General features: G+C 72.5%; 18 protein-coding genes. 9 read left to right on the top strand and 9 right to left on the bottom strand.

Going from position 1 to position 20,628, the window contains the following annotated elements:
- A partial coding sequence (locus JWP64_RS25720; RefSeq protein ID WP_297502238.1) for a methylmalonyl-CoA mutase family protein occupies positions 1-770 on the top strand: 770 nt, incomplete at its 5' end.
- Between the two features lie 63 nt (positions 771-833).
- Here JWP64_RS25720 and JWP64_RS25715 read toward each other — a convergent pair.
- Complete coding sequence (locus JWP64_RS25715) at positions 834-2,093, bottom strand: MFS transporter (protein WP_297502237.1); 1,260 nt, start codon at positions 2,091-2,093, stop codon at positions 834-836.
- Between the two features lie 67 nt (positions 2,094-2,160).
- Between JWP64_RS25715 and JWP64_RS25710 the strand changes: the two genes are divergently transcribed.
- The 3 genes from JWP64_RS25710 (at position 2,161) to JWP64_RS25700 (ending at position 4,643) form a co-directional block, all read left to right on the top strand.
- Positions 2,161-3,090, top strand: a complete 930-nt coding sequence (locus JWP64_RS25710) for a LysR substrate-binding domain-containing protein (protein ID WP_297502235.1) — start codon at positions 2,161-2,163, stop codon at positions 3,088-3,090.
- Entirely contained in the window at positions 3,087-3,944 is an 858-nt protein-coding gene (locus tag JWP64_RS25705; protein WP_297502233.1) for a helical backbone metal receptor, read from the top strand. Before JWP64_RS25710 ends, JWP64_RS25705 begins: the two co-directional genes overlap by 4 nt.
- A 99-nt stretch (positions 3,945-4,043) precedes the next feature.
- Positions 4,044-4,643 (top strand): TRIC cation channel family protein, encoded by a 600-nt coding sequence (locus JWP64_RS25700; RefSeq protein WP_297502231.1) that lies wholly within the window; start codon positions 4,044-4,046, stop codon positions 4,641-4,643.
- Between the two features lie 6 nt (positions 4,644-4,649).
- Here the strand turns inward: JWP64_RS25700 and JWP64_RS25695 are convergent, their stop codons facing one another.
- Genes JWP64_RS25695 through JWP64_RS25685 form a run of 3 tightly spaced genes read right to left on the bottom strand, consistent with a single transcriptional unit; the run spans position 4,650 to position 9,301 of the window.
- A complete protein-coding gene (locus JWP64_RS25695) occupies positions 4,650-6,212 on the bottom strand; it encodes a GMC family oxidoreductase N-terminal domain-containing protein (protein WP_297502229.1) in 1,563 nt (520 codons plus the stop codon).
- The gene (locus tag JWP64_RS25690; protein ID WP_297502227.1) at positions 6,209-7,774 is read right to left on the bottom strand and encodes an amino acid permease; all 1,566 of its coding nucleotides are present in this window, start codon (positions 7,772-7,774) and stop codon (positions 6,209-6,211) included. The genes JWP64_RS25695 and JWP64_RS25690 overlap by 4 nt, the downstream gene beginning before the upstream one ends.
- A gap of 60 nt (positions 7,775-7,834) precedes the next feature.
- Complete coding sequence (locus JWP64_RS25685) at positions 7,835-9,301, bottom strand: aldehyde dehydrogenase family protein (RefSeq protein WP_297502225.1); 1,467 nt, start codon at positions 9,299-9,301, stop codon at positions 7,835-7,837.
- 70 nt (positions 9,302-9,371) lie between these two features.
- Here JWP64_RS25685 and JWP64_RS25680 point away from each other — a divergent pair, with 70 nt between their 5' ends.
- The gene (locus JWP64_RS25680; RefSeq protein ID WP_297502223.1) at positions 9,372-10,160 is read left to right on the top strand and encodes an IclR family transcriptional regulator; all 789 of its coding nucleotides are present in this window, start codon (positions 9,372-9,374) and stop codon (positions 10,158-10,160) included.
- Positions 10,161-10,176: 16 nt separating this feature from the next.
- On the opposite strand, the gene JWP64_RS25675 is transcribed toward JWP64_RS25680, so the two are convergent.
- The 4 genes from JWP64_RS25675 to JWP64_RS25660 all read right to left on the bottom strand — a co-directional run bounded on the left by JWP64_RS25675 (position 10,177) and on the right by JWP64_RS25660 (position 15,222).
- Entirely contained in the window at positions 10,177-11,076 is a 900-nt protein-coding gene (locus JWP64_RS25675; protein ID WP_297502221.1) for a hypothetical protein, read from the bottom strand.
- Positions 11,077-11,161: 85 nt separating this feature from the next.
- Positions 11,162-12,319 (bottom strand): aromatic ring-hydroxylating dioxygenase subunit alpha, encoded by a 1,158-nt coding sequence (locus JWP64_RS25670; protein WP_297502219.1) that lies wholly within the window; start codon positions 12,317-12,319, stop codon positions 11,162-11,164.
- A 129-nt stretch (positions 12,320-12,448) separates the two neighbouring features.
- Positions 12,449-14,866, bottom strand: coding sequence for an FAD-dependent oxidoreductase (locus JWP64_RS25665; protein WP_297502217.1), 2,418 nt, complete (start codon positions 14,864-14,866; stop codon positions 12,449-12,451).
- The gene (locus tag JWP64_RS25660; protein ID WP_297502215.1) at positions 14,863-15,222 is read right to left on the bottom strand and encodes a bifunctional 3-phenylpropionate/cinnamic acid dioxygenase ferredoxin subunit; all 360 of its coding nucleotides are present in this window, start codon (positions 15,220-15,222) and stop codon (positions 14,863-14,865) included. Before JWP64_RS25660 ends, JWP64_RS25665 begins: the two co-directional genes overlap by 4 nt.
- A gap of 303 nt (positions 15,223-15,525) precedes the next feature.
- Here JWP64_RS25660 and JWP64_RS25655 point away from each other — a divergent pair, with 303 nt between their 5' ends.
- The 4 genes from JWP64_RS25655 (at position 15,526) to JWP64_RS25640 (ending at position 19,918) form a co-directional block, all read left to right on the top strand.
- The gene (locus JWP64_RS25655; protein WP_297502213.1) at positions 15,526-16,395 is read left to right on the top strand and encodes an alpha/beta fold hydrolase; all 870 of its coding nucleotides are present in this window, start codon (positions 15,526-15,528) and stop codon (positions 16,393-16,395) included.
- Between the two features lie 529 nt (positions 16,396-16,924).
- Entirely contained in the window at positions 16,925-17,275 is a 351-nt protein-coding gene (locus JWP64_RS25650; RefSeq protein WP_297502211.1) for a hypothetical protein, read from the top strand.
- A 167-nt stretch (positions 17,276-17,442) separates the two neighbouring features.
- Positions 17,443-18,240 (top strand): class I SAM-dependent methyltransferase, encoded by a 798-nt coding sequence (locus tag JWP64_RS25645; protein WP_297502209.1) that lies wholly within the window; start codon positions 17,443-17,445, stop codon positions 18,238-18,240.
- Positions 18,241-18,301: 61 nt separating this feature from the next.
- Positions 18,302-19,918 carry a choline dehydrogenase gene (locus JWP64_RS25640; RefSeq protein WP_297502207.1) on the top strand — a complete coding sequence of 539 codons (1,617 nt, stop codon included), beginning with the start codon at positions 18,302-18,304 and terminating at the stop codon, positions 19,916-19,918.
- 45 nt (positions 19,919-19,963) lie between these two features.
- Here JWP64_RS25640 and JWP64_RS25635 read toward each other — a convergent pair whose 3' ends face one another.
- The gene (locus JWP64_RS25635; RefSeq protein WP_297502205.1) at positions 19,964-20,542 is read right to left on the bottom strand and encodes a hypothetical protein; all 579 of its coding nucleotides are present in this window, start codon (positions 20,540-20,542) and stop codon (positions 19,964-19,966) included.
- Positions 20,543-20,628: the final 86 nt, after the last annotated feature.

Raw genomic sequence — 20,628 nt, 5'->3', positions numbered from 1 at the left:
CCCGCCGCATCTGGGCGGTCGCGATGAAGGAGAAGTTCGGCGCGGGCGAGCGGTCGCAGAAGCTGAAGTACCACGTGCAGACCTCGGGCCGGTCCCTGCACGCGCAGGAGATGAACTTCAACGACATCCGCACCACCCTGCAGGCCCTCTGCGCTCTCTACGACAACGCGAACTCGTTGCACACCAACGCCTACGACGAGGCGATCACCACGCCGACCGAGGCGTCGGTGCGCCGGGCGATGGCGATCCAGCTGATCATCAACCGCGAGTGGGGCCTGTCGATGAACGAGAACCCGCTGCAGGGCTCGTTCGTCATCGACGAGCTGACGGACCTGGTCGAGGAGGCCGTACTCAAGGAGTTCGACTCGATCGCGGAGCGCGGCGGTGTTCTGGGCGCGATGGAGACCGGCTACCAGCGCGGCAAGATCCAGGACGAGTCGATGCTCTATGAGCACCGCAAGCACGACGGGACGCTGCCGATCGTCGGCGTCAACACGTTCGTCCGCCCGGACGTGGACGAGGACGAGCCGCTGGAGATCGAGCTCGCGCGCGGCACCGAGGCGGAGAAGAAGAGCCAGCTGGACCGGCTCGCGGGCTTCCAGGAGCGGCACAGGACCGACGCCGAGCAGGCGATCCGGAAGCTTCAGGACGTCGCGACGGGCGAGGGCAACGTCTTCGACGAGCTGATGAAGGCCGCCAGGGTCTGCTCCCTGGGCCAGCTCACGGACGCGTTCTTCGAGGTGGGCGGCCAGTACCGGCGCAACATGTAGCCCCGTTCATGTTCACGAACGGCACTTTCGCACACTAGGCACGAGCGAAAGTGCCGTTCGTGGTCACGGGGTGGCGGTGAGGGCCGCGGTCTGAGGCGTCGGGATCCGGCGGAGCGCCAGCGCGAGGCCGAGGGCCCCGAGCAGCAGCACGCTGATGTAGCCGACGAGCCCGGGCCAGCCACCCAGGTCGTAGGCGACCCCGCCGACGGACCCGCCGATGCTGCTGCCCGCGTAGTAGCCGAACAGGTACAGCGACGACGCCAGGCCCGGCGACCCGCCCGGCAGCATGGACGAGCGCCGCCCGACGAAGCTGCTGGCCACCGAGTGCCCGGCGAAGAACCCGACGGTCACCAGCACCAGCCCGACGAGCACGCTCGGCAGCCAGTCCGGCAGCGTGATCCATGCGCCGGCCAGGGCGACCGCCTCGCCGATCCAGAGCACGGTCCGCCGGCCGTAGCGGTCCCCGAGCCGACCCGCCGTCGTCGACGCCCAGGTGCCGGCCAGGTAGCCCAGGAAGATCAACCCGACCAGCGCCGGGGCCAGCGCGAAGGGCTCGCGCAGTAGTCGGAAGCCGAGGTAGTTGTAGACCGTCACGAATGCCGCCATCAACAGGAAACCGATGCCGAACAGGCACAGCAGGCCCGGGTCCCGCAGGTGCCGCCGGATCGGCCCACCGAGCTCCCGCACGCGGACCTTCGGCGGGTCCGGGGCGACCGACGGCGGCAGGAGCAGCCGGAAGGCGACGGTGCAGAGCATCGAGACCAGTCCGATCACGAACAGGCCGGCCCGCCAGCCGCCGAGGTCCGCGACCAGCCCGGCGATCAGCCGTCCGGACATGCCGCCGAGGGTGTTGCCCGCGATCAGCATGCCGACCGCGCCACCGAGCCAGCGCGGGTTCACCTCGCGCGTCACGTGCGACATGGCCAGCGCCGGGAGCGCGGCGAGCGCGACGCCCTGCAGCCCGCGGAGGACGACCAGCAGCCAGAACGTGGGCGCCAGCGGGGCGAGCAGACCGAGCACGGCGGACGCCGCGAGCGCGACGGTCATCACCCGCGCGCGGCCCCAGGACTCCGCGACGGCGGACAGCGGCACGATGGCCAGCGCGAGCATCCCGGTGGTCGCGGACAGCGCGAGGCTCGACGTCGACGACGAGACACCGAACTCGTCGGCCAGCGCGGGGAGCAGTCCCTGCGCGGCGTAGACCAGCACGAACGTCGCCAGGCCGGCACACCACAGCGCCGCGCCGAGGCGGCGGTAGCCGGGGCTGCCGCGCTCGTGGCCGGACGGGGCGGTGGCGACGGGAGCCGGCGAGGTCGTTGTCATCGCCAACGACCGTACGAGCCGATGTTCCATGCGTCCAATGCATGAGCTTGTTCGGCATGATGCAGATGTGGATGAAACGACCGTGCTGGCCGCGCTCGCTCCCCGGCTGCGCTGGTTCGCCGCCGTCGGCCGGGCCGAACACATGACCCGGGCGGCGGACGAGCTGGGGGTGCCACAGTCCACGCTGAGCCGCGGCATCGCCAGGCTCGAGGAGGAGCTCGGCGTGGCGCTGTTCGTCCGGGCCGGCCGGTCGTTGCGGCTCACCCGCGAGGGCCGCACCCTGCTGCGCGCCACCGAGCGCTCCCTCGCCGAGCTCGCCACCGGGGCGCGGGACCTGGCCGGGGACGCGGACCGGCTGCGCGGGCGGATCAGCCTCGCGTTCCTGCCCACGCTCGGCACCGACGTCGTCCCGCACCTGCTCAGCGAGTTCCGCGGCCGCCATCCAGGCATCCGCTTCGACCTCATCCAGGACGCGCACAGCGTGCTGCTGGCTCGGGTGCGTTCCGGCGAGGCGGATCTCGCGCTGACCTCTCCCCTCCCGGACGAGGCCGCGCTCGCCGCGCACGCGCTCGGCGAGGAGGAGCTCCGGCTCGCGGTCCCGGCCGGGCATCCGCTGGCGGACCGGGTGGACGGGCTGCCGCTCGCCGACGCCGCGGGCGAGGCGTTCGTCGGGTTCCTGCCGGGCTACGGGCTGCGCGGCACCGTCGACGCCTGGTGCCGGGAGGCGGGGTTCACCCCGCGGCTCGCGTTCGAGGGCGGGGACACGGCGACGTTGAGGGGGTTCGTCGGGGCCGGGCTGGGGGTGGCGCTGCTGCCGGTGTCGCACCGGGAGCCGCCGCCGGGCGTCGTCGAGCTGCCGGTGAGCACCCCGCGGACCAGCCGCGTGATCGGGCTGGTCTGGGCCCGCAACCGGGCGGCGAGCGCGCCCACGCGGGCGTTGCGGGACTTCGTGCGACGCCGTCGCCGGCCGCTCTTCGCGGATAGGGTGACGCCATGATCAGGGAGGTCGCAGGGGTCAGGGAGGTCACGGACGACGAGGGCCGCACCGTACGGGTGCCCGCCGAGGTGCGGCGGGTGGTGTCGCTCGTCCCGTCGCTCACCGAGGCGGTCGCGGCGACGGGGCCGGGGCTTCTCGTCGGGGCGACGGACTGGTGCACGCACCCTGCGGACCTGGACGTCGCCCGGATCCGGGGCACCAAGAACCCGGACGTCGCCGCGATCCTGGAGCTGGCGCCGGACCTCGTCCTGGCCAACCAGGAGGAGAACCGGCTCCCCGATCTGGACGCCCTGCGTGCGGCCGGCGTCGCCGTGTACGTGACGGACATCCGGACCGTCGACGGCGCCGTGGCGTCCCTGGGACGGATGCTCGACGCCTGCGGGCTCGCCGAGCCCGGCTGGCTCCGCGAGGCACGGGACGCCTGGGCCGCCGTCACGCCCCTCGAACCCCGGCGGCGCGCGGTCGTGCCGATCTGGCGGAAGCCCTGGATGGCCGTGGGCTCGGACACCTTCACCGGCGCGGTCCTGCACCGGCTCGGCGTCGACAACGTGCTCGCCGACGACCCCGAGCGCTACCCGAGGATCGACCCGAAGGACCTCCCGGAGCACGACCTCGCGGTCCTCCCGGACGAGCCCTACCTGTTCACGGCGGACGACGGGCCCGAGGCGTTCCCGGACGCCCCCGCCGTGCTCGTCAGCGGGCGGCTCCTCACCTGGTACGGCCCGAGCCTCGTCGAGGCGGCGCGGGTGCTGCCCGCGGCGTTGGTGCGATCAGCGCGACACGGACGTCTTGTCCGGCGGGCCGTCGTCGGAGGGCGGTCGGACACCCCGCACTCAACCGGCCGCGCTCGCTGAACGCGCTGAGCCTGTGACCTGACGCTCGTGTTCCGGCGGCTCCGCACGGGTCCGGACGCGAGCGGAGCCTCCGGGACGCGAGCATGGGATCGTGCGCGGATGCTCGTCGTCCTGGACCTGATCGGGGTCGCCGTCTTCGCCGTCTCCGGGGCGCTCGCGGCCGTGTACGCCCGCCTCGACGTGTTCGGCGTCCTCGTCCTGGCCTGCGTGACGGCCCTGGGTGGCGGAGTGGTGCGGGACCTGCTGCTCGGCATCGACCCGCCCACCACGTTGCGGCACTGGCAGTACCTGGTGACCCCGGTCGTCGTCGCGCTGGTGGTGTTCCGGTTCCATCCCGCGGTCGCCCGGCTGCGCCGCGGCACCCAGCTCGCCGACGCCCTGGGCCTGGCCCTGTTCGTGACCACCGCGACCTCGACGGGCCTCGCCACGGGCGCCCCGGGAATCACGTCCGCGATCGTCGGCGTGATCACCGGGGTCGGCGGGGGTGTGCTGCGGGACGTGCTGCTCAACGAGATCCCGCAGGTCCTGCGGCGAGAGATCTACGCGATCGCGGCGCTCGTCGGCGCCACGCTCGTGGTGATCGGGACGCGGCTCGGGATCACCCCCGTGGCCGTCACCCTGGTGGCCGCGGCGGTGGTCGCGGGCCTGCGGGTCGTCGCGCTCTGGCGAGGCTGGAACGCGCCGATCCCCAGGTCGTAGGCCGGCCTAGGGAGCCTCGGCCTTCATCATGTCCGCGCACTTCTCGCCGACCATCATCGTGGTGATGTTCGGGTTGATCGCGGGCAGGAACGGCAGCACGGACGCGTCCGCGACCCGTAGCCCCTCGACCCCCCGGACCCGCAGCTGCGGGTCCAGCGGGGCCCCCGGGTCCGTCGCCGGGCCCATCTTCACCGTGCACGCCGGGTGGTAGACGGTGTTGTGGGTCTTGAGGATGTAGTCGATCAGCTCGTCGTCGGTCACCGCGTCGGGTCCCGGGGCGAGCTCGCGGGCGATCCAGTCCTTCAGCGCGGGCTGCTCGCCGATCCTCCGGGCGAGCTTGACCCCGGCGAGCATCACGCCCATGTCGTGATCCTCGGGGTCGGTGAAGTAGCGCGGGTCGACCTTGGCCCGGTCCCGGAAGTCCCGGCTGCGCAGCCGCACGGTGCCCCGCGAGCGTCCGCGGGTCACGTTCGGTGTCAGGCAGAAGCCGTTGTCCGTGGTCGGGTAGCCCCAGCGCACCGTGTTCAGGTCGAAGGGCACCGAGCCGTAGTGCATCATCAGGTCCGGCCGGTCGAGGTCCGGGGTCGTCCGGCTGAACAGCCCGATCTCCCACCACTGCGTCGAGTGGTCGACCATCGGCCGCGCGGCCTCCCACATCACGAGGCCCTCGACATGGTCGTCGAGGTTGGAGCCGACGCCGGGGGCGTCGACCAGGACGTCGATCCCGAACTCCCGCAGGTGCTCGGCCGGGCCGATGCCGGAGAGCATCAGCAGCTTCGGACTGTCGATGGCGCCGGCGGAGAGGACGACCTCGCGGCGCGCGTCCACCCGCATCCGGCCCGGCCCGATCCCCTCCTGGTACTCGACACCGGTCGCCGTCCGGTCCGCGTCGAAGAGCACGCGCGAGGCCCACGCCGCGGTGCGGATCTCCAGGTTGTGCCGGGTCCCCAGGATCGGGTGCAGGTAGGCGTGCGACGACGACATCCGGACGTTGTCCGGTGAGGCGTTGATCTGGAAGAACCCGGCACCCTCGACGATCGTGACGCCCTCGTTGAACCGCACGGTCGGCAGGCCCAGGCCGGCGGCCGCCTCCAGCACCGCCACCCCGCAGGGGTCGTCGGGCGGGATCTGGCGCAGGTTCACCGGGCCGGAGCGACCATGGCCCTCCCACGGTCCGTCGTTGGTCTCCAGCCGTCGGATGAGCGGCCAGCACTCGTCGGCGCTCCAGCCGGCGCAGCCCTGCGCCGCCCACTCGTCGAGGTCCTCGCGCGGGGTCCAGAACGCGATGCACGAGTTGTGCGAGGAGCAGCCGCCGAGGACCTTCGCGCGGGCGTGGCGCAGGAAGCTGTTGCCGCGCTCCTGCGGTTCGACGAGGTAGTCCCAGTCGTAGCCGGAGTCGAGGAGCTCCATCCAGTCCTCGAGCCGCAGGATCGCCGGGTCCCCCACGTCGGACGGGCCGGCCTCCAGCAGGCACACGGTCACGGCCGGGTCCTCGGACAGCCGGGCGGCCAGCGCGCAGCCGGCCGACCCGCCGCCGACGACGACGTAGTCGAAGATCGCCTCGGTCACGTGTGCTCCCGGGGGACGGTGGGATCGACGGCGAGCGCCTCGGCCATGTGCTCCGGCAGGACGCCGACGTGGTGCCGCCCGCGCAACCGGTACCACAGCAGGCCCGCCAGCGCGACGATCCCGACGAAGACGAAGGCGATCCACCGCAGGTACCAGGGGCCGTCCCCGTAGACCTCCGAGCGGGGCCAGGCGAGGTTGAGCGCCATCAGCGATCCCCACAGCACCGCGAGCACGTTGACCGGCAGACCCCACCGGCCCAGCGAGAAGTAGCGCCTGCCGCTCGTGTCCGGGACCGGCCACCTGCCACGCAGCCTGCTGATCAGCATGGGCAGGGTGACCAGCAGGTACGCCAGGTAGACCATGATGATCGCGACGCTGGTGACCGCCGTGAAGATCTCCGGCGTGCGGATGTTGACCACCAGGATCAGAACCGCGACCGCACCGATCAGCACGGCGGGCACGATCGGGGTCTTGTGTCTCGGGTCGATCTTCGCCAGCGTCGCCCCGGCGGGCAGCGCGTTGTCCCTGGCCATCGCGAACATCATCCGGATCGCCGCGGTGTGCACCGCGAGCACGCACACCGTGATGGCGATGGCGATGCAGACCAGCACCACCTTGCCGAGCGTGCCCCCGAGCACCAGCAGGACGATGTACTGCAACCCGCCGTCCTTCTCCCCGATCCTCGGGTCGGCGAGGTCGGGTGCGGCGAGGATGCCGAACATCAGGATCAGTCCGCCCAGCACGAACGAGGCCACGATCGCGCGCAGGATGGCCCTCGGCGCGGTGCGCCGGGGATCGACCGTCTCCTCGCCGAGCGAGGCCGCCGTGTCGAAGCCGTACATGACGTAGGCGGACGCGAGCGCCGCGATCAGGAAGGCGCCGAAGTAGCCGAGCGACATCCCCGCGCCCTTGTCCTGCGTGTCGAACAAGACGGTCGGCGGGTTGTTGATGTTGATCGCCAGCAGCACGACGATCACCACCGCGGCGATCAGCTCGATGAACACGCCGGTGCTGTTGATCCGGGCCATCAGCTTGACCCCGAGGGCGTTGATCACCGTGGTGAACGCGATGAGCACGGTTCCGAGGATGACCGCGTTGACCGCGAAGTCGTACTCGCCGCTGCCGTCGCCGACGAGCTGTAGGCCGGACCAGATCTGCGGCAGCGTGATCTGGTAGGCGAGCGCCGTGGCCGAGATGCTGACGATCGAGGCGATCAGCATCATCCAGCCGGCCATCCAGGACGTGGTCGGGCCGGCGAGGCGTTTGGACCAGTTGTAGACCGATCCGGCGACCGGGTAGCGGGCGGCCAGTTCCGCGAAGCTCAGCGCGACCATGAGCTGGCCGGCGAACACCATCGGCCAGGACCACCAGTAGGCGGGGCCGCCGAAGGAGAAGCCGAAGTAGAAGAGCTGGAACGTGCCCGTCAGGATCGAGATGTAGCTGACACCCGCCGCGAAGCTGGCGAACTTCCCGATGGATCTCTCGAGGGACTGGTTGTACCCGAACTCCGAGAGCCCGTGCTCGCTCTCACCCGTATCCGTGCTGTTCTCGGTCCTGCTCATCTCCGGCTACCTCCGCCTGCTGGAAGGGAAAGCGGGAACATGACATATGCGCCGGGCCGATCAGCCCTTGAACCACCGCGACGGCACCGGCGCCGTGTTCTGCCAGATGTGCTTGATCTCCTGGTACTCGGCCAGCCCGGTGGGCCCGAGCTCGCGGCCGTTGCCGGACCGCTTCATCCCGCCCCATTCGGCGCCGGGCACGTAGGGGTGGAAGTCGTTGATCCAGATCGTGCCGTGCCGCAGCCCGTTCGCGACCCGGTGCGCGCGCCCGATGTCGTTCGTCCAGACCGCGCCCGCCAGCCCGTACTCGGTGTCGTTGCCGAGGGCGAGCGCCTCCTCCTCGGTGGTGAACCGCTCGACGGTCAGGATGGGCCCGAAGGTCTCCTCGCGAACCACCCGCATCTCCGGGTGGCAGTCCGCCAGGACGGTGGGCCGGTAGAAGTACCCGTTCTGCAGCTCGGGGTCGTCCGGGCGGCGCCCGCCCGCGACCAGCCGGGCGCCCTCGTCGAGCGCCGACTTCACGAAGTCCTCGATCTTCGCGAGCTGGGCCGCCGACACCAGCGGGCCCGACTCGCTCCCGGGGTCCAGGCCGTTGCCCAACCGGATCAGCTCGGCGCGGCGGCCGATCTCCTCGACGAGCCGGTCGTGCAGCGAGTCCTCGACGAGCAGCCGGGCCCCCGCGGAGCAGACCTGCCCGCCGTGCAGGAACACCGCGAGCAGCGCGTAGTCCACGACGGTCTCGAAGTCCGTGTCCGCGAAGACGATGTTGGCGTTCTTGCCGCCGAGCTCCACGGCGAGCTTCTTCACGGTCTCCGCGCTGGCGCGGATGATCGACCGCCCGGTGTTCAGGCCGCCGGTGAACGACACCATGTCGACGTCCGGGTGCTCGGTGAGCGGGGCGCCGACGCTGCGGCCGTCCCCGAGCAGCAGGTTGACCACGCCGCTCGGGAGCTCCAGCTCGGCCATCAGCTCCACGAGCTTGATCGTGGTGAGCGGGGTGACCTCGCTGGGCTTGATCACGATGGTGTTCCCGGCGGCCAGCGCGGGCGCGACCTTCCAGGACAGCTGCAGCAGCGGGTAGTTCCAGGGGGTGATCAGGACGCAGACGCCGACGGGCTCGTGCACGATCCTGGACACGACGTTCGCCTGGCCGGTGTCGACCAGCCGGCCGGCGTCCTTGTCCGCGAGGTCCGCGTAGTAGCGGAAGACGGCCGCGACGTCGTCGACGTCGATTCGGCTCTCGACCAGCGTCTTTCCGGTGTCCAGGGTCTCCGTGTGCGCGATGTCCTCCTTGTCCCGCATCAGGAGGTCCGCGATCCGCCGCAGGAGCGCGCCGCGGTCGGCGGCGGAGGTGGCGCGCCACGGGCCGGTGTCGAACGCCGCCCGGGCGGCGGCGACGGCACGGTCCACCTCGTCCGGCCCGGCCTGGTCCACCTCCTGCACCACGCTCGCGTCGAAGGGGTTGATCACGGGCGCGCATCCGGCGGATCCCGCGGTCCAGGAACCGTCGATGTAGAGGCTCGGCACGGCGTGAGGTTCCTCCGGCGGACTAGATCAGGTCAAGCGCACGGGTGCGGACGACACCTATAGTTTCGTCATGAGCAACACGGAGCGGGCCCGTGACTCAGGGGTGCAGTCCGTGGACCGGGCGATCTCGGTGCTCGAGATCCTGGCGCGGCACGGCGAGGCGGGCGTCAGCGAGGTCGCCCTCGAGCTCGACGTGCACAAGTCCACGGCGTTCCGGCTGCTCGGGGCCCTGGAGACGCGGGGGCTGGTCGAGCAGACCGTGGACCGCGGCAAGTACACCCTCGGCTTCGGGCTGATCCCGCTCGCAGGGGCGGTGTCCGGACGGCTCGACGTGACCCGGCTCGGCCGTGAGCTGTGCGAGCGGCTCGCGGTCGAGTTCGCCGAGACGGTCAACCTCGCCGTCCTGCAGGAGCGGTACGCGGTGAACGTGCACCAGGCGCGCGGGCCGTCCACCGTCCTGACCTACAACTGGATCGGCCGGATCACGCCGCTGCACTGCACGTCGAGCGGGAAGGCGCTGATCGCCTGGCTGGACCCGGCGGAGCTGGGGCACCTGCTCAAGGACCTGGTCGCCGCGACGGAACGGTTCACCGAGCACACCCGCATGACCCTCGAGGACATCGAGGCGGACCTCCACCGGGTCCGCGAGCTGGGGTACGCGCTCGTCGAGGAGGAGTACGAGGTCGGGCTCAACGCCGTCGGCGCCCCGATCCGCGACCAGACCGGCGCGGTGGCCGCCGCGCTCTCGGTGTCCGGCCCCGCCTACCGGCTGCCGGTCGGGCGCCTGACGGACATGGCGCCGGCGGTCGTCGACGCGGCGGACGAGATCTCGCGGCGATTGGGCTGGTTCCCGGGCTGAGCCGCTCGGCGCGACCTCACCGGGCCATCGCCAGCGCGTGCCGGACGGTGTCGACGACCCGTTCGGGCACCCACAGGTCGTGCCGGGTGACCCGGACGATCCGCCAGCCGTCGTCGACCAGGGAGACCAGGCGTCCGGCGTCGCGCAGCACCCGGTCCGCCCGGCCGAGGTCCGAGTACTCGATTCCGATCCGCTGCTCCGGGTAGGCGAGGTCGAGCCGGACCGCGGCCCCGCCGGCCGGGTCCGGGACGGCCGGGCGCACCTCCGGTGCGGGCAGCCCGCCGAGCACCAGCAGCAGCCGCAGCCGGCTCTGCATCGGCGAACCGGAGCGCGGGTCCGCGAGCGCGACCACCCGCGGCAGCCGGGCCCGCCCGCGCGCTCGCGGATACCGCTCGGAGAGCTCCAAAACCTGCTCCGGGGCGAACGGCCCGACCCTCGCCAGGGCGTCCGTCGCCACGACCGCCTCGGTGAGGTCCGTGATCCAGCGTGCGATGTCGTAGGCCGTGCGCAGGGCGGTGGTGACCAGCGCGTCCGCGACCTGCGTGACCTCCCGGGGCGCGGTCGCGTCGGAGTGCACCACCAGCCCCGGATGCGCCCGGATCCCGCCGCGCCCGTCCGCGCCGCCGGTCAGGGTGATCTCGGCGGGGGCGCCGCTCGGGGTGCAGTCCGCGCCGAGCAGGGTCGCCGCCGAGTAGCCGGACACGACCCCCCTGCCCTCGACGAGCGCGGCTGCGGCCAGGGCGACCAGCTCCGGACCGAACTCGTCCGCCGCGCGGACGTAGACGTCCGGATGGACGCGCCGGAACCGCGGTCCCCGCAGGTCCCGCTGGGCGAGGAGACCCGCCTGCACCGCCGCCGACCCGCGGAACGCCGCCGGCCATCCGAACACACCCCAGCGGGGCTCCGTACTAGCCACACACGGATGGTCGCCCGGCGGAGGTGCTCACCGTGGGCGTTCGAGCGAATCCGCGGTGTGATGATCTCGATTCGCGATGTTGATCTCAGGCCAGCCGGTCCTGGACCCACCTGTGGAACTCGGCGATGTGGTGCTCGCTCGGTACGAGCGACCCGCCCGCCGCGTAGACCCGGCTGGACATCCCGGGCTGGGTGCGCTCGCAGGCGTCGAAGTCCTGGACGTTGACCCGGTGGAACAGCTCGACGGAGCGGTCGATGTCCGCGCCGGAGGCGATGACCTCCGGCAGGAACAGCCAGTCGACCTCGACGCGCGTGAGGTCCGTCGCGAGCGGGGTCATCCGGTGCACGATCACGTGGTCCGGCACGAGGTTCACGAACACCTGGGGCCGGATCGTGATCGCGTAGTAGCGGCGGTCCTGGCCCGCCTCGACTCCCGGGATGCGCGGATGCCCGGCGGACCCGTCGACGGTGAACCCCGCTACGTCCTCACCGAACTCCGCGCCGTGGCCCACGTAGTACTGGGCGGCGTAGCCGTCCGCGAACTCCGGCAGGACCTCGGTGAGCTCGGGATGGATCGTCGCGCAGTGGTAGCACTCCATGAAGTTCTCGACGATCAGCTTCCAGTTCGCCGCGACGTCGTAGGAGATCCGGCGGCCGAGGGCGAGGTCCTCGATCCCGTAGTGCTCGATCGACTCGACGTCGCCGAGCCGGCTGACCACCGAGCCGATCACGTCCATCTCGAACGACGGCGGCTCGGGCGCGAGGCAGACCCAGGCGTAGCCGATCCACTCCCGCACGGCGACGGGCGCGAGGCCGTTCGCGACCCGGTCGACGTCCGGCATCGACGTCAGGTTGGGGGCGGCGACGAGCTTGCCGGACAGGTCGTAGGTCCAGGCGTGGTACGGGCACTGCAGGCTGCGCCGCACCTGCCCCTCGGGCTCCGCGCAGAGCCGTGCGCCGCGGTGCCGGCACACGTTGTAGAAGGCGCGGACGGCCTGGTCCCGGCCTCTGACCAGGACGATCGACTCACGGCCGACGGTCACCGTCCGGTAGGCGCCGGGGGCGGCGAGGTCACCGGAGTGCGCGACGCAGGTCCAGCTCCGTTCGAGGATGCGGTCCTGCTCCGCGGCGAAGATCTCGGGGTCGGTGTACCAGCGGCCGCTCAGCGTCGGGACGAGGCTCGAGGTGAGGGGTGGGCCGGGGGCGGGGCTGCCGGGCGCGGGGGCCGGGTCGAGCGTGGTCATGGCGTCTCCGCAGGCGCTGGGTGGTTCGAGTGCCGGGTGGTTCGAGTGCTGGGTGATTCGGTGTTTCCACAGGTCGGATACCCCTGTGCGCGGGAAACCTCGTTCTAGCGAGGTTTCCCGCGCACAGGGTCAGGTGCGCAGGCGTTTGCCCTCGGGATCGAAGAGCGGCTCGGCGGCGGTGACGCCGGGGAGCCTCTCGCCGAAGTACTCGATCTGCACGGCCGTGCCGGGCTCGGCCAGGGCGGGCGGGAGCCAGGCGTAGGCGATGCTCGCGTCGATCGAGTAGCCGTACGCCGCGCTGGTCACGTACCCGACGGGCGTGTCCCCGGAGTACACCGGCTCGGCGCCCATGACGACGTGCTGCGGGTCGTCGAGCAGGACCGGAACGAGTCTTCTCCGCGGCGGCGCGCCGATCGAGGAGGATCCGACGTACGTGCCCGGCTTCACCGCGAACTCGATCCCGACCTCCGCCGGCGTGTCCTCGCTCGACATGTCCAGCCCCGACGCGCGGTAGCCCTTCTCCAGCCGCAGGCTCGTGAGGGCGCTGCGGCCGGCGGCGATGATCCCGTGCTCCTGCCCGGCCGTCCAGAGCGCGTCCCAGAGGGCGAGCCCCAGGTCCGCGGTCGTGTACAGCTCCCAGCCCAGCTCGCCCACGTAGGACACGCGCAGCGCCGTCACCGGGACCGCGCCGACGGTGATCCGCCGGGAGCGGAAGTACCCGAACCGCAGGTCGCTCTCGGTCAGAGCGGCGAGGACGTCCCGGGCCCGCGGGCCCCAGAGGCCCAGGCAGCAGGTGCCCGCCGTGACGTCCACGACGTGCACGTCCGCCGGGGCGTGCCGGCGCAACCGGTCGACGTCGACCTCGCCGTTGGCGCCGACCTGGAACCGTTCCTCGGCGAGCCGGGTCACGGTGAGGTCGGAGAGCACTCCCCCGGCCTCGGTCAGCATCAGCGTGTAGACGACCGCGCCCACCGACTTGTCGACGTCGCCCGAGGTCAGGCCCTGCAGGAAGGCACACGCCCCGGGCCCGGACACCTCGACGCGGGTCAGCGGCGTCATGTCGTAGAGGGCCACCCGCTCCCGGGTCGCCAGCGCCTCGGCCCCCGCGATCGGGGACCACCAGCGCGAAGCCCACTCCCCCCGGCCGGGGATCCGCCCGACCTCGGGCAGCGCGGCGTTGGCCTCGAACCAGAGCGGCCGCTCCCAGCCCGCGGCCTCGCCGAAGACGGCGCCGAGCTCCACCTGCCGCGCGTGGAACGGGCTGACGCGCAGCGGGCGCGGCGACGCGGGCGGGTCCAGCGGATGCAGGATGTCGTAGACCTCGACGAAGTTCCGCGCGCTCCGCTCGGCCACGTAGGCCGGGCTGCGCTGGGCCTCGGTGAAGCGGTTGAGGTCGCACCCGTGGACGTCGAACTCGGGGTGGCCGTCGACCAGCCACTGCGCCATCGCCCGGGCGACCCCGCAGGAATGCGTCACCCACACCGCCTCGGCCACCCAGTAGCCGCGCAGGTCCGGGTGCTCGCCGAGCAGCGGCATGCCGTCGGCGGTGAAGGAGAAGACGCCGTTGAAGCCGTCCGCGATCTCCGTGCCGTTCAGCGCCGGGAGCAGGGCCCGCGCGTCGTCCCAGGACGGGGCGAAGTCTTCCGGGGTGAAGTCCAGTGACGAGGGCATGGAAGTGTGCGTCGGCAGGTTCGCCGGATCCACCGGTATGGGCCGGTGCGCGTAGGAACCGATGCCGATCCGGTCGCCGTGCTCGCGGAAGTACAGGTCCCGGTCCTGGTGGCGCAGGATCGGGGCGCTGGCCTCCTGCACCGGGTCGTTGCGCCCGGCCAGGTCCCCGAGCGGCGTCGTGGTCGCGTACTGGTGGGCCATCGGCAGCAGCGGTGTCGGCAGCCCGACCAGGGCGCCGGTGAGCGGGCCCCAGAAGCCGGAGCACTGCACGACGACGTCCGCCGGGAATTCGTCGGTCTCGGTGCGGACCCCGGTGACCCGGCCGTGCGACCGCAGCACCTCGACCACGCGCTGCTCGCCGAGGAACCGGGCGCCCCGGGAGATCGCGCGGCGCGCCTGGGCCTCGACGGCGCGGGGCGCCTTGGCCAGCCCGTCCGACGGGATGTGCAGCCCGCCGAGGACCTTCTCCTCGCCGAGCAGGGGGTGGAGGGCGGCCGCGTCGGACGCCCCCAGCACGGTGGACTCGACCCCGACGGAGGTCAGGAAGCCGTGCCGGCGGTGCAGCTCGTCGATCCGCTCGGGGGTGGTGGCCACCTCGAGCCCACCGACCGGGTTGAAGCACCACCGGCCGTCGACGTCGAGGCCGGAGAGCTTCTCCACGGTGTAGGAGGCGAACCGCGCCATCGTCCGCGACGGGTTCGCCTGGAACACCAGGCCCGGCGCGTGCGACGACGAGCCGCCCGGCAGGAAGAGGGCGCCGCGGTCCAGAACCGTGACGTCCGTCCAGCCGCGCTCGGTGAGCTCGTCGGCGACCGCGGCCCCGACGACCCCGGAGCCGATGACGACGACCCTCGGGATCCGCACGACCGGCGTCATGACGCGACGGTCCGGCGCGCTCCGGGCGGCAGGTACGGGACGGCTTCGGAGACCTGCACGTGCACGGCGCCGTCCTCGATCATCACCCGGTGGGTGCGGATCGGGAACCTCGCGAGCATCCCGTCGGCCTCGCCGGTGCGGAGGTCGAAGATCGCCGCGTGCAGCGGGCACTCGACCGCGCAGTCCTCGACGAAGCCGTCGGCCAGCGAGGCGTCCTGATGGGTGCAGGTGTCGTCGACCGCGTAGAGCTCACCGTCCTCGGTGTGGAACAGCGCCACGGGTGGGCTGCCGGGGACATCGGTGAGCCGCAGGGAACCGCCTCGCGGGAGGTCGGCGAGCTGGCAGGCGTAGATCATGTCGCGTCCTAGGTGAGGCCGGGGCGAGGCCCAGTGCGATCACCCCCCCGGAGAAGCACAGGGCGAAACACTGAGCACGACACGCAACAAGGTGAGGCCCCATCGCCACCCCTGTCAAGGGCCCTGAGCCGAGCGGAAACGCTGTGCCCGAATTCGTCCCGGATAGGAAAACTGCTGGTAACACCACTAGGCCGGACGGGCGATCAAGGAGGAGTCCGGTTGCCGTGGAGCCGCGCCTCAGTACCCGAGGAGCCGGCCTGCTTCAGCCGTGACCCCGATCACCGCAGCCCGTAGGGTCACGGCATGGCTCGCTCAGCGTTGATGCTCGGGGCGTCGGACGGCGCCCGCCTCGTCGGACAGCGGTGGTCGTGCGAGAGCGGGTCGCCACGCGCGGCCGTCGTTCTCGCGCACGGCATGGGCGAGCACTCGCTGCGCTACGACCGGCTCGGCGTCGCACTGGCGGCCGCGGGCTACGACGTGCTCGCCGTCGACCACCGGGGGCACGGGCGCACCGCGGGCATCGCCGGCGGCGCACTCGGCGATCTCGGGCCGCGCGGCTGGGACGGGCTGGTGGCGGACTACGCGCTCGCCGTCCGCAGCACGCTCGGCGAGGTGGGCGTGCCGGTGATCGCGCTGGGGCACAGCATGGGGTCCTGGGCGGTGCAGCAGTACCTGCTGGAGCACTCGGACCAGGTGTCGGCCGCCGTCCTCTCCGGGACCGGGGCGCTGGACCTGCTCGCGACGATCGTGGATCCCGAGGCGGACGTCGACCTCTCCGCCTTCAACGCGCCGTTCGAGCCGGCGCGCACGGAGTACGACTGGCTCAGCCGGGACCCCGGGGAGGTCGACCAGTACGTCGCCGAACCGCTGTGCGGGTTCGGCCTGGACGGCCCGAGCGCCGCCGGGCTGTGGGCCAACGCGCAGCGGCTGGCCGATCCCGCGGCGCTGGCCACGATCCGGGACGGGTTCCCGCTCTACGTGCTGGCGGGGACCGCGGACCCGGTCAACGCGGGCCTGAAGTGGCTGGACCCGCTGGTGGAGCGATACCGGGCCGCCGGGGTGGACGTCACGACGTCGATCTACCCCGACGGCCGGCACGAGATGTTCAACGAGACCAACCGGGACGAGGTCGTCGCGGACCTCGTCCGCTGGTTGGACGGGCTGACCCTGTAGCCGTCAGCACTGTAGCTCTCAGCGACGGCGTCGGCCGCGGTTCCAGCCGCCGAGGATCCCGATGGCCTCGACCATCCCGGTGGTGAACCTGCCGACGGCGCGTCCGAATCCCTTCACGGGTCCTCCTTGTGCTCGTACGTGTGCTGGGGGCACCCGACAAGGTCTCAAACGGGTGACGGCCGCGCACGGACGGGCCCGTCACGGCGTGTCACACCGCGTGACCGGCGGTCGTCGCAGGTCACCCGCCCTGCACGAGGCCGCCCCGCCCCGGCTCCGGAGGGTGTCCGCGCAGGTCGCGTTCCGCGATCCGGTCGTCGAGCGTGCCCGGACGTGCGACGACCGGCGCCCGGCGCCGGGGCCCGCGTGGTCCCGATCCTGGAGAAGATCACCGGGAGCACGCGGCACCCTCGCGCGGGCGTCACGATCACCACCCGGGGTGGGCGGTTCGTCGGGTTCGTGTGGTTTGCTCGCTCCTTCCGAGACGGACCGGTGGAAGGCGCGAGTGGCCCACAATCGACAGGACCCGGCCGTGGAGTCCCTCGAGCTCCTCGGCGAGCAGCTGGATCGGACGCTGGGCGAGCTGCAGGCCGCCCGTGAACGCGTCGACCAGCTCCTGGAGCTGCGGGCCGCGGGGCACCCCTGGCACGAGATCGTCGCCGCCGAGTCCCGCCCACTCGTCATCGAGGCCGTGACCCGGGCCCTGGACGATCTCGGTACGGTCGGCGGGCGCTTCCGTCGTGACGAGGCCGTCGCGTTGCAGCGGGAGAACGTGAGCATCACCCGGATCGGCAAGCTGTTCGGCGTCAGCCGGCAGCGGGTGTCCGCGATCCTGCAGGAGAGCGCGCGGCGGCCGGGCGAGGAGACCGCGGAGCCGGCCTGACGACGCCCGGAGCCCGGAGCGCATACGGACGGGGTCACATCCGGGGTGGTGATCGATCGGGCTAAGGTTCGGCGCAACGGGGGTTGCGGCCTGTAACCCGGGCGTGCCCTGTGCCGATATCCCCCGGGCACACCGCGTCCGCTCCCGGAAAGTCCGAAAGGGTCCCGATGAACGAGCTGCCTCCCGCCCGTGCGCGGCGCGCCGTCCGGAACGCCGCGGACCGCGCCCTGCGCCTCGGCACCGTCCCGATCCGGCCGGCCGCCGCCGCGGTCCGCCCCGGCCTGGAGCCGCTCGTCGCCCGCCTGAGCCTGCGGTGGCAGGCCGGCGGCCCGCTCCCGGGCGAGTACCTGCGGACGACCCACGACGAGATCCTCCGCGTGATCGGCGACGGCCCCACCGGCCGCGTCCTCGAGATCGGCTGCGGCGAGGGCCTGCTCACCGAACGCCTCGCCCCCGCCGCGGACGCCGTCGTGGCCGTGGACACCGCGGAGGGGCCCGTCGCCCGCGCGGCGGCCCGTTTCCACGAGAACCCGCAGGTCCGCGTCGAACGCCGAGCGCTGCCGTTCGACCGGTTCGACGGCACCTTCGACCTGATCGTCTGCGCGGACTCGCTGCACCACCTGAACTCCGCGCTGTTCCGCCGTGGCCTCGAGCGCCTGCTCGCGCGGCTGCGCCCGGGCGGGCGGCTGGTCCTGCTGCACCACACGGGCGGCACCGGCCGCGGGGACGCGGTGCACCACGCGGCCGCTGTCCGTGTCGGGGCCGATGCCCGGTTCGTCCACGACCGCTCCCGGGCGCTCCCCGACCTCGGGCCGGACGGCTCCGGGGTCCGGCTGGACGTGTTCCGCCGGGCCGGGACTACCGTCTCCCCCGCTCCGGTCCGCGCGCCCGAGGGCGAGGTCCCCCGTCCCCGCGGCGGCGCGACGCGTCAGGACGAGGGCCGCTCCCGCACGACCGTGGCCTGAGCTCCGGATCTCCGGGGTTCGCGGCATCGAGGAGGACATCATCAGCGGGTCGTACGACTTCGTGATCGTCGGCGGCGGCTCCGCCGGACTGGTCCTGGCCAACAGGCTGAGCACCGACCCGGGCACGCGCGTGCTCGTGCTCGAGGCGGGCCGGCCGGACCACCGGTGGGACCCGATCGTCCGGGTCCCGGCGGCGCTCGCCTTCGGCTGGGGCAACCCCCGCTACGACTGGTGTTACGAGTCCGAGGCCGAGCCCGGCCTCAACGGGCGCAGCCTGCACGTTCCCCGCGGGAAGCTCCTCGGCGGCTCCAGCTCCATCAACGGCATGGTCTACCAGCGGGGCAACCCGGCGGACTACGACGTGTGGGCGCAGCGCGAGGGCCTGGAGAACTGGGGCTGGGCGCACTGCTCGCCGTACTTCCGCAAGCTGGAGAACCGGCTCGTCGACGGCGAGCCCGGCGGCCCGCAGCTGCTCGAGCAGGCCAATGCCGAGGGCCCGCTGTACGACGCGTTCTTCGAGGCCGTCCGGCAGGCCGGGCACGCCGTCCTGGACGACGTCAACGGCCCGCGGCAGCGCGGATTCTCGCGGACCACCCGCACGATCCACCGCGGCCGCCGCTACTCCGCCGCCGACGCCTACCTGCACCCGATCGTCGCGAGCCGGCCCACGTTGACGATCAAGACCCGCGCCATGGTCACCGGCCTGGTCCTCGAGGGCGGCCGGGCGGTCGGCGTGCGCTACCGCGAGGGCGACGGGCCCGTCCACGAGGTGCGCTCGGCGGAGGTCATCCTCGCCGGTGGCGCGGTGAACTCCCCGCAGCTCCTGCAGCTCTCCGGCATCGGGGACCCGCGACACCTGGAAAGCCTCGGCATCCCGGTGCAGGCCGAGCTCCCGGGCGTCGGCCGGAACCTGCAGGACCACCTCGACGTGCATCTGCAGCACGCATGCAGCCAGCCGGTCTCGCTCGGCCCGATGCGCAAGGCGCACAAGGTCCCCGGCATGGCCGCGGAGTGGCTGCGCCACGGCACCGGCGCCGCGGCGACCAACCACTTCGAGGCGGGCGGCTTCGCCTGCACGGCGATGGCCTCCGACGGCGTCCCGGACATGATGATGCTGTTCGCGCCGGTCGCGATGAAGTGGGCGGACTCGGAGCGGCTGCGCGGGCACGGCTACCAGGTGCACCTCAGCGTCATGCGCTCGCACAACCGCGGCACCGTCAGGATCACCAGCCGGGACCCGCTGCGGAAGCCGGCGCTCGAGGTCGGCTACCTGACCCACGACGAGGACGTGCGGCGCTGGGTCGAGGCCTTCCACGTCGCCCGGGACATCCTGGCGCAGCCGGCGTTCTCCCGGTACGAGGGCGGCGAGCTGCTTCCCGGCCCGGCCGTCCAAACGGACGCGCAGGTCGCCGAGTGGGTGCGTTCGTGGGCCCAGACGGGCCTGCACCCGACCGGCACCTGCCGGCTGGGGCTGGACGCGGAGGCGGTCACGGACCCGGACACGCTGCGGGTGCACGGGGTCGACGGGCTCCGGGTCGTCGACGCGTCGATCATCCCGGACCTGCCGAACAGCAACACCTACGCACCCACGATGATGGTCGCGGAGAAGGCCGCGGACCTGGTCCTGGGGAACACGCCGCTCGCGCCGGACGCGCCGCAGAAGCTCACGTCCGCCTGAGCCGGTGGACGGGATCCGGCCGTAGCCGCCGGAGCCGGGTCCCTCCTAGTCGACGGCGTCCAGCACCTTGTCGAAGTTCGGGGTCAGTGCGGCCGCCGTCGCCTCGTCCGCGTTGACGAAGTAGACGTTCACGGTCCGGTCCCCGGTGTCGATGTTCCCCTCGATCGTGCTGCCGCGGCTCGTGCAGGTCTGCGCGTCGTCGTCGGCGGTCACGTCGTTCAGCGTGCCGCCGTTGCTCGTGCAGCTCCTCTCGAACTCGGCGGTGACGGTCGCCGCGTCCGCCCCGGTGACCGTGTCCACGCGCAGCCCGAGACGATCTCCCCCGGGCTGCGGTTCGTCCGCCGAGCTGAAGACGCACACCATCGCCTTCACCGTCTCGAGCGTCTCGAGCGCGCGGTCCGGCTCGGTGGTCGCGAGCTCGAAGGCCATTCCGGTGGCGGCCGACAGGTCCTCGGCCGCGAGCGGGCATCCACCCGTGTCCGAGCCTGCCGCCGTGGTGGTCGCCGCGGTGGCCGGGGCGGTGGTGGTGGTCGGCGTACCGGCCGTCGTCGGGCCCGAGGAGCCGCATCCCGCCGCGGCCAGGCCGAGCGCCAGCATCACGAACAGTTCCGCAGGCCGTCGCATCGTGTACCCCCGGGTCGATCACCGTGTGTCGGCGGCAGCCTCGCACCGGGGAGATCGACGGGGCGGCCCGTGAGACGGACCGTGAC

Source organism: Pseudonocardia sp. (assembly GCF_025465255.1).
Taxonomy (GTDB): domain Bacteria; phylum Actinomycetota; class Actinomycetes; order Mycobacteriales; family Pseudonocardiaceae; genus Pseudonocardia.
The sequence above is the reverse complement of the archived record's forward strand: the minus strand, read 5'-3'. Positions and strand labels throughout refer to the sequence as shown.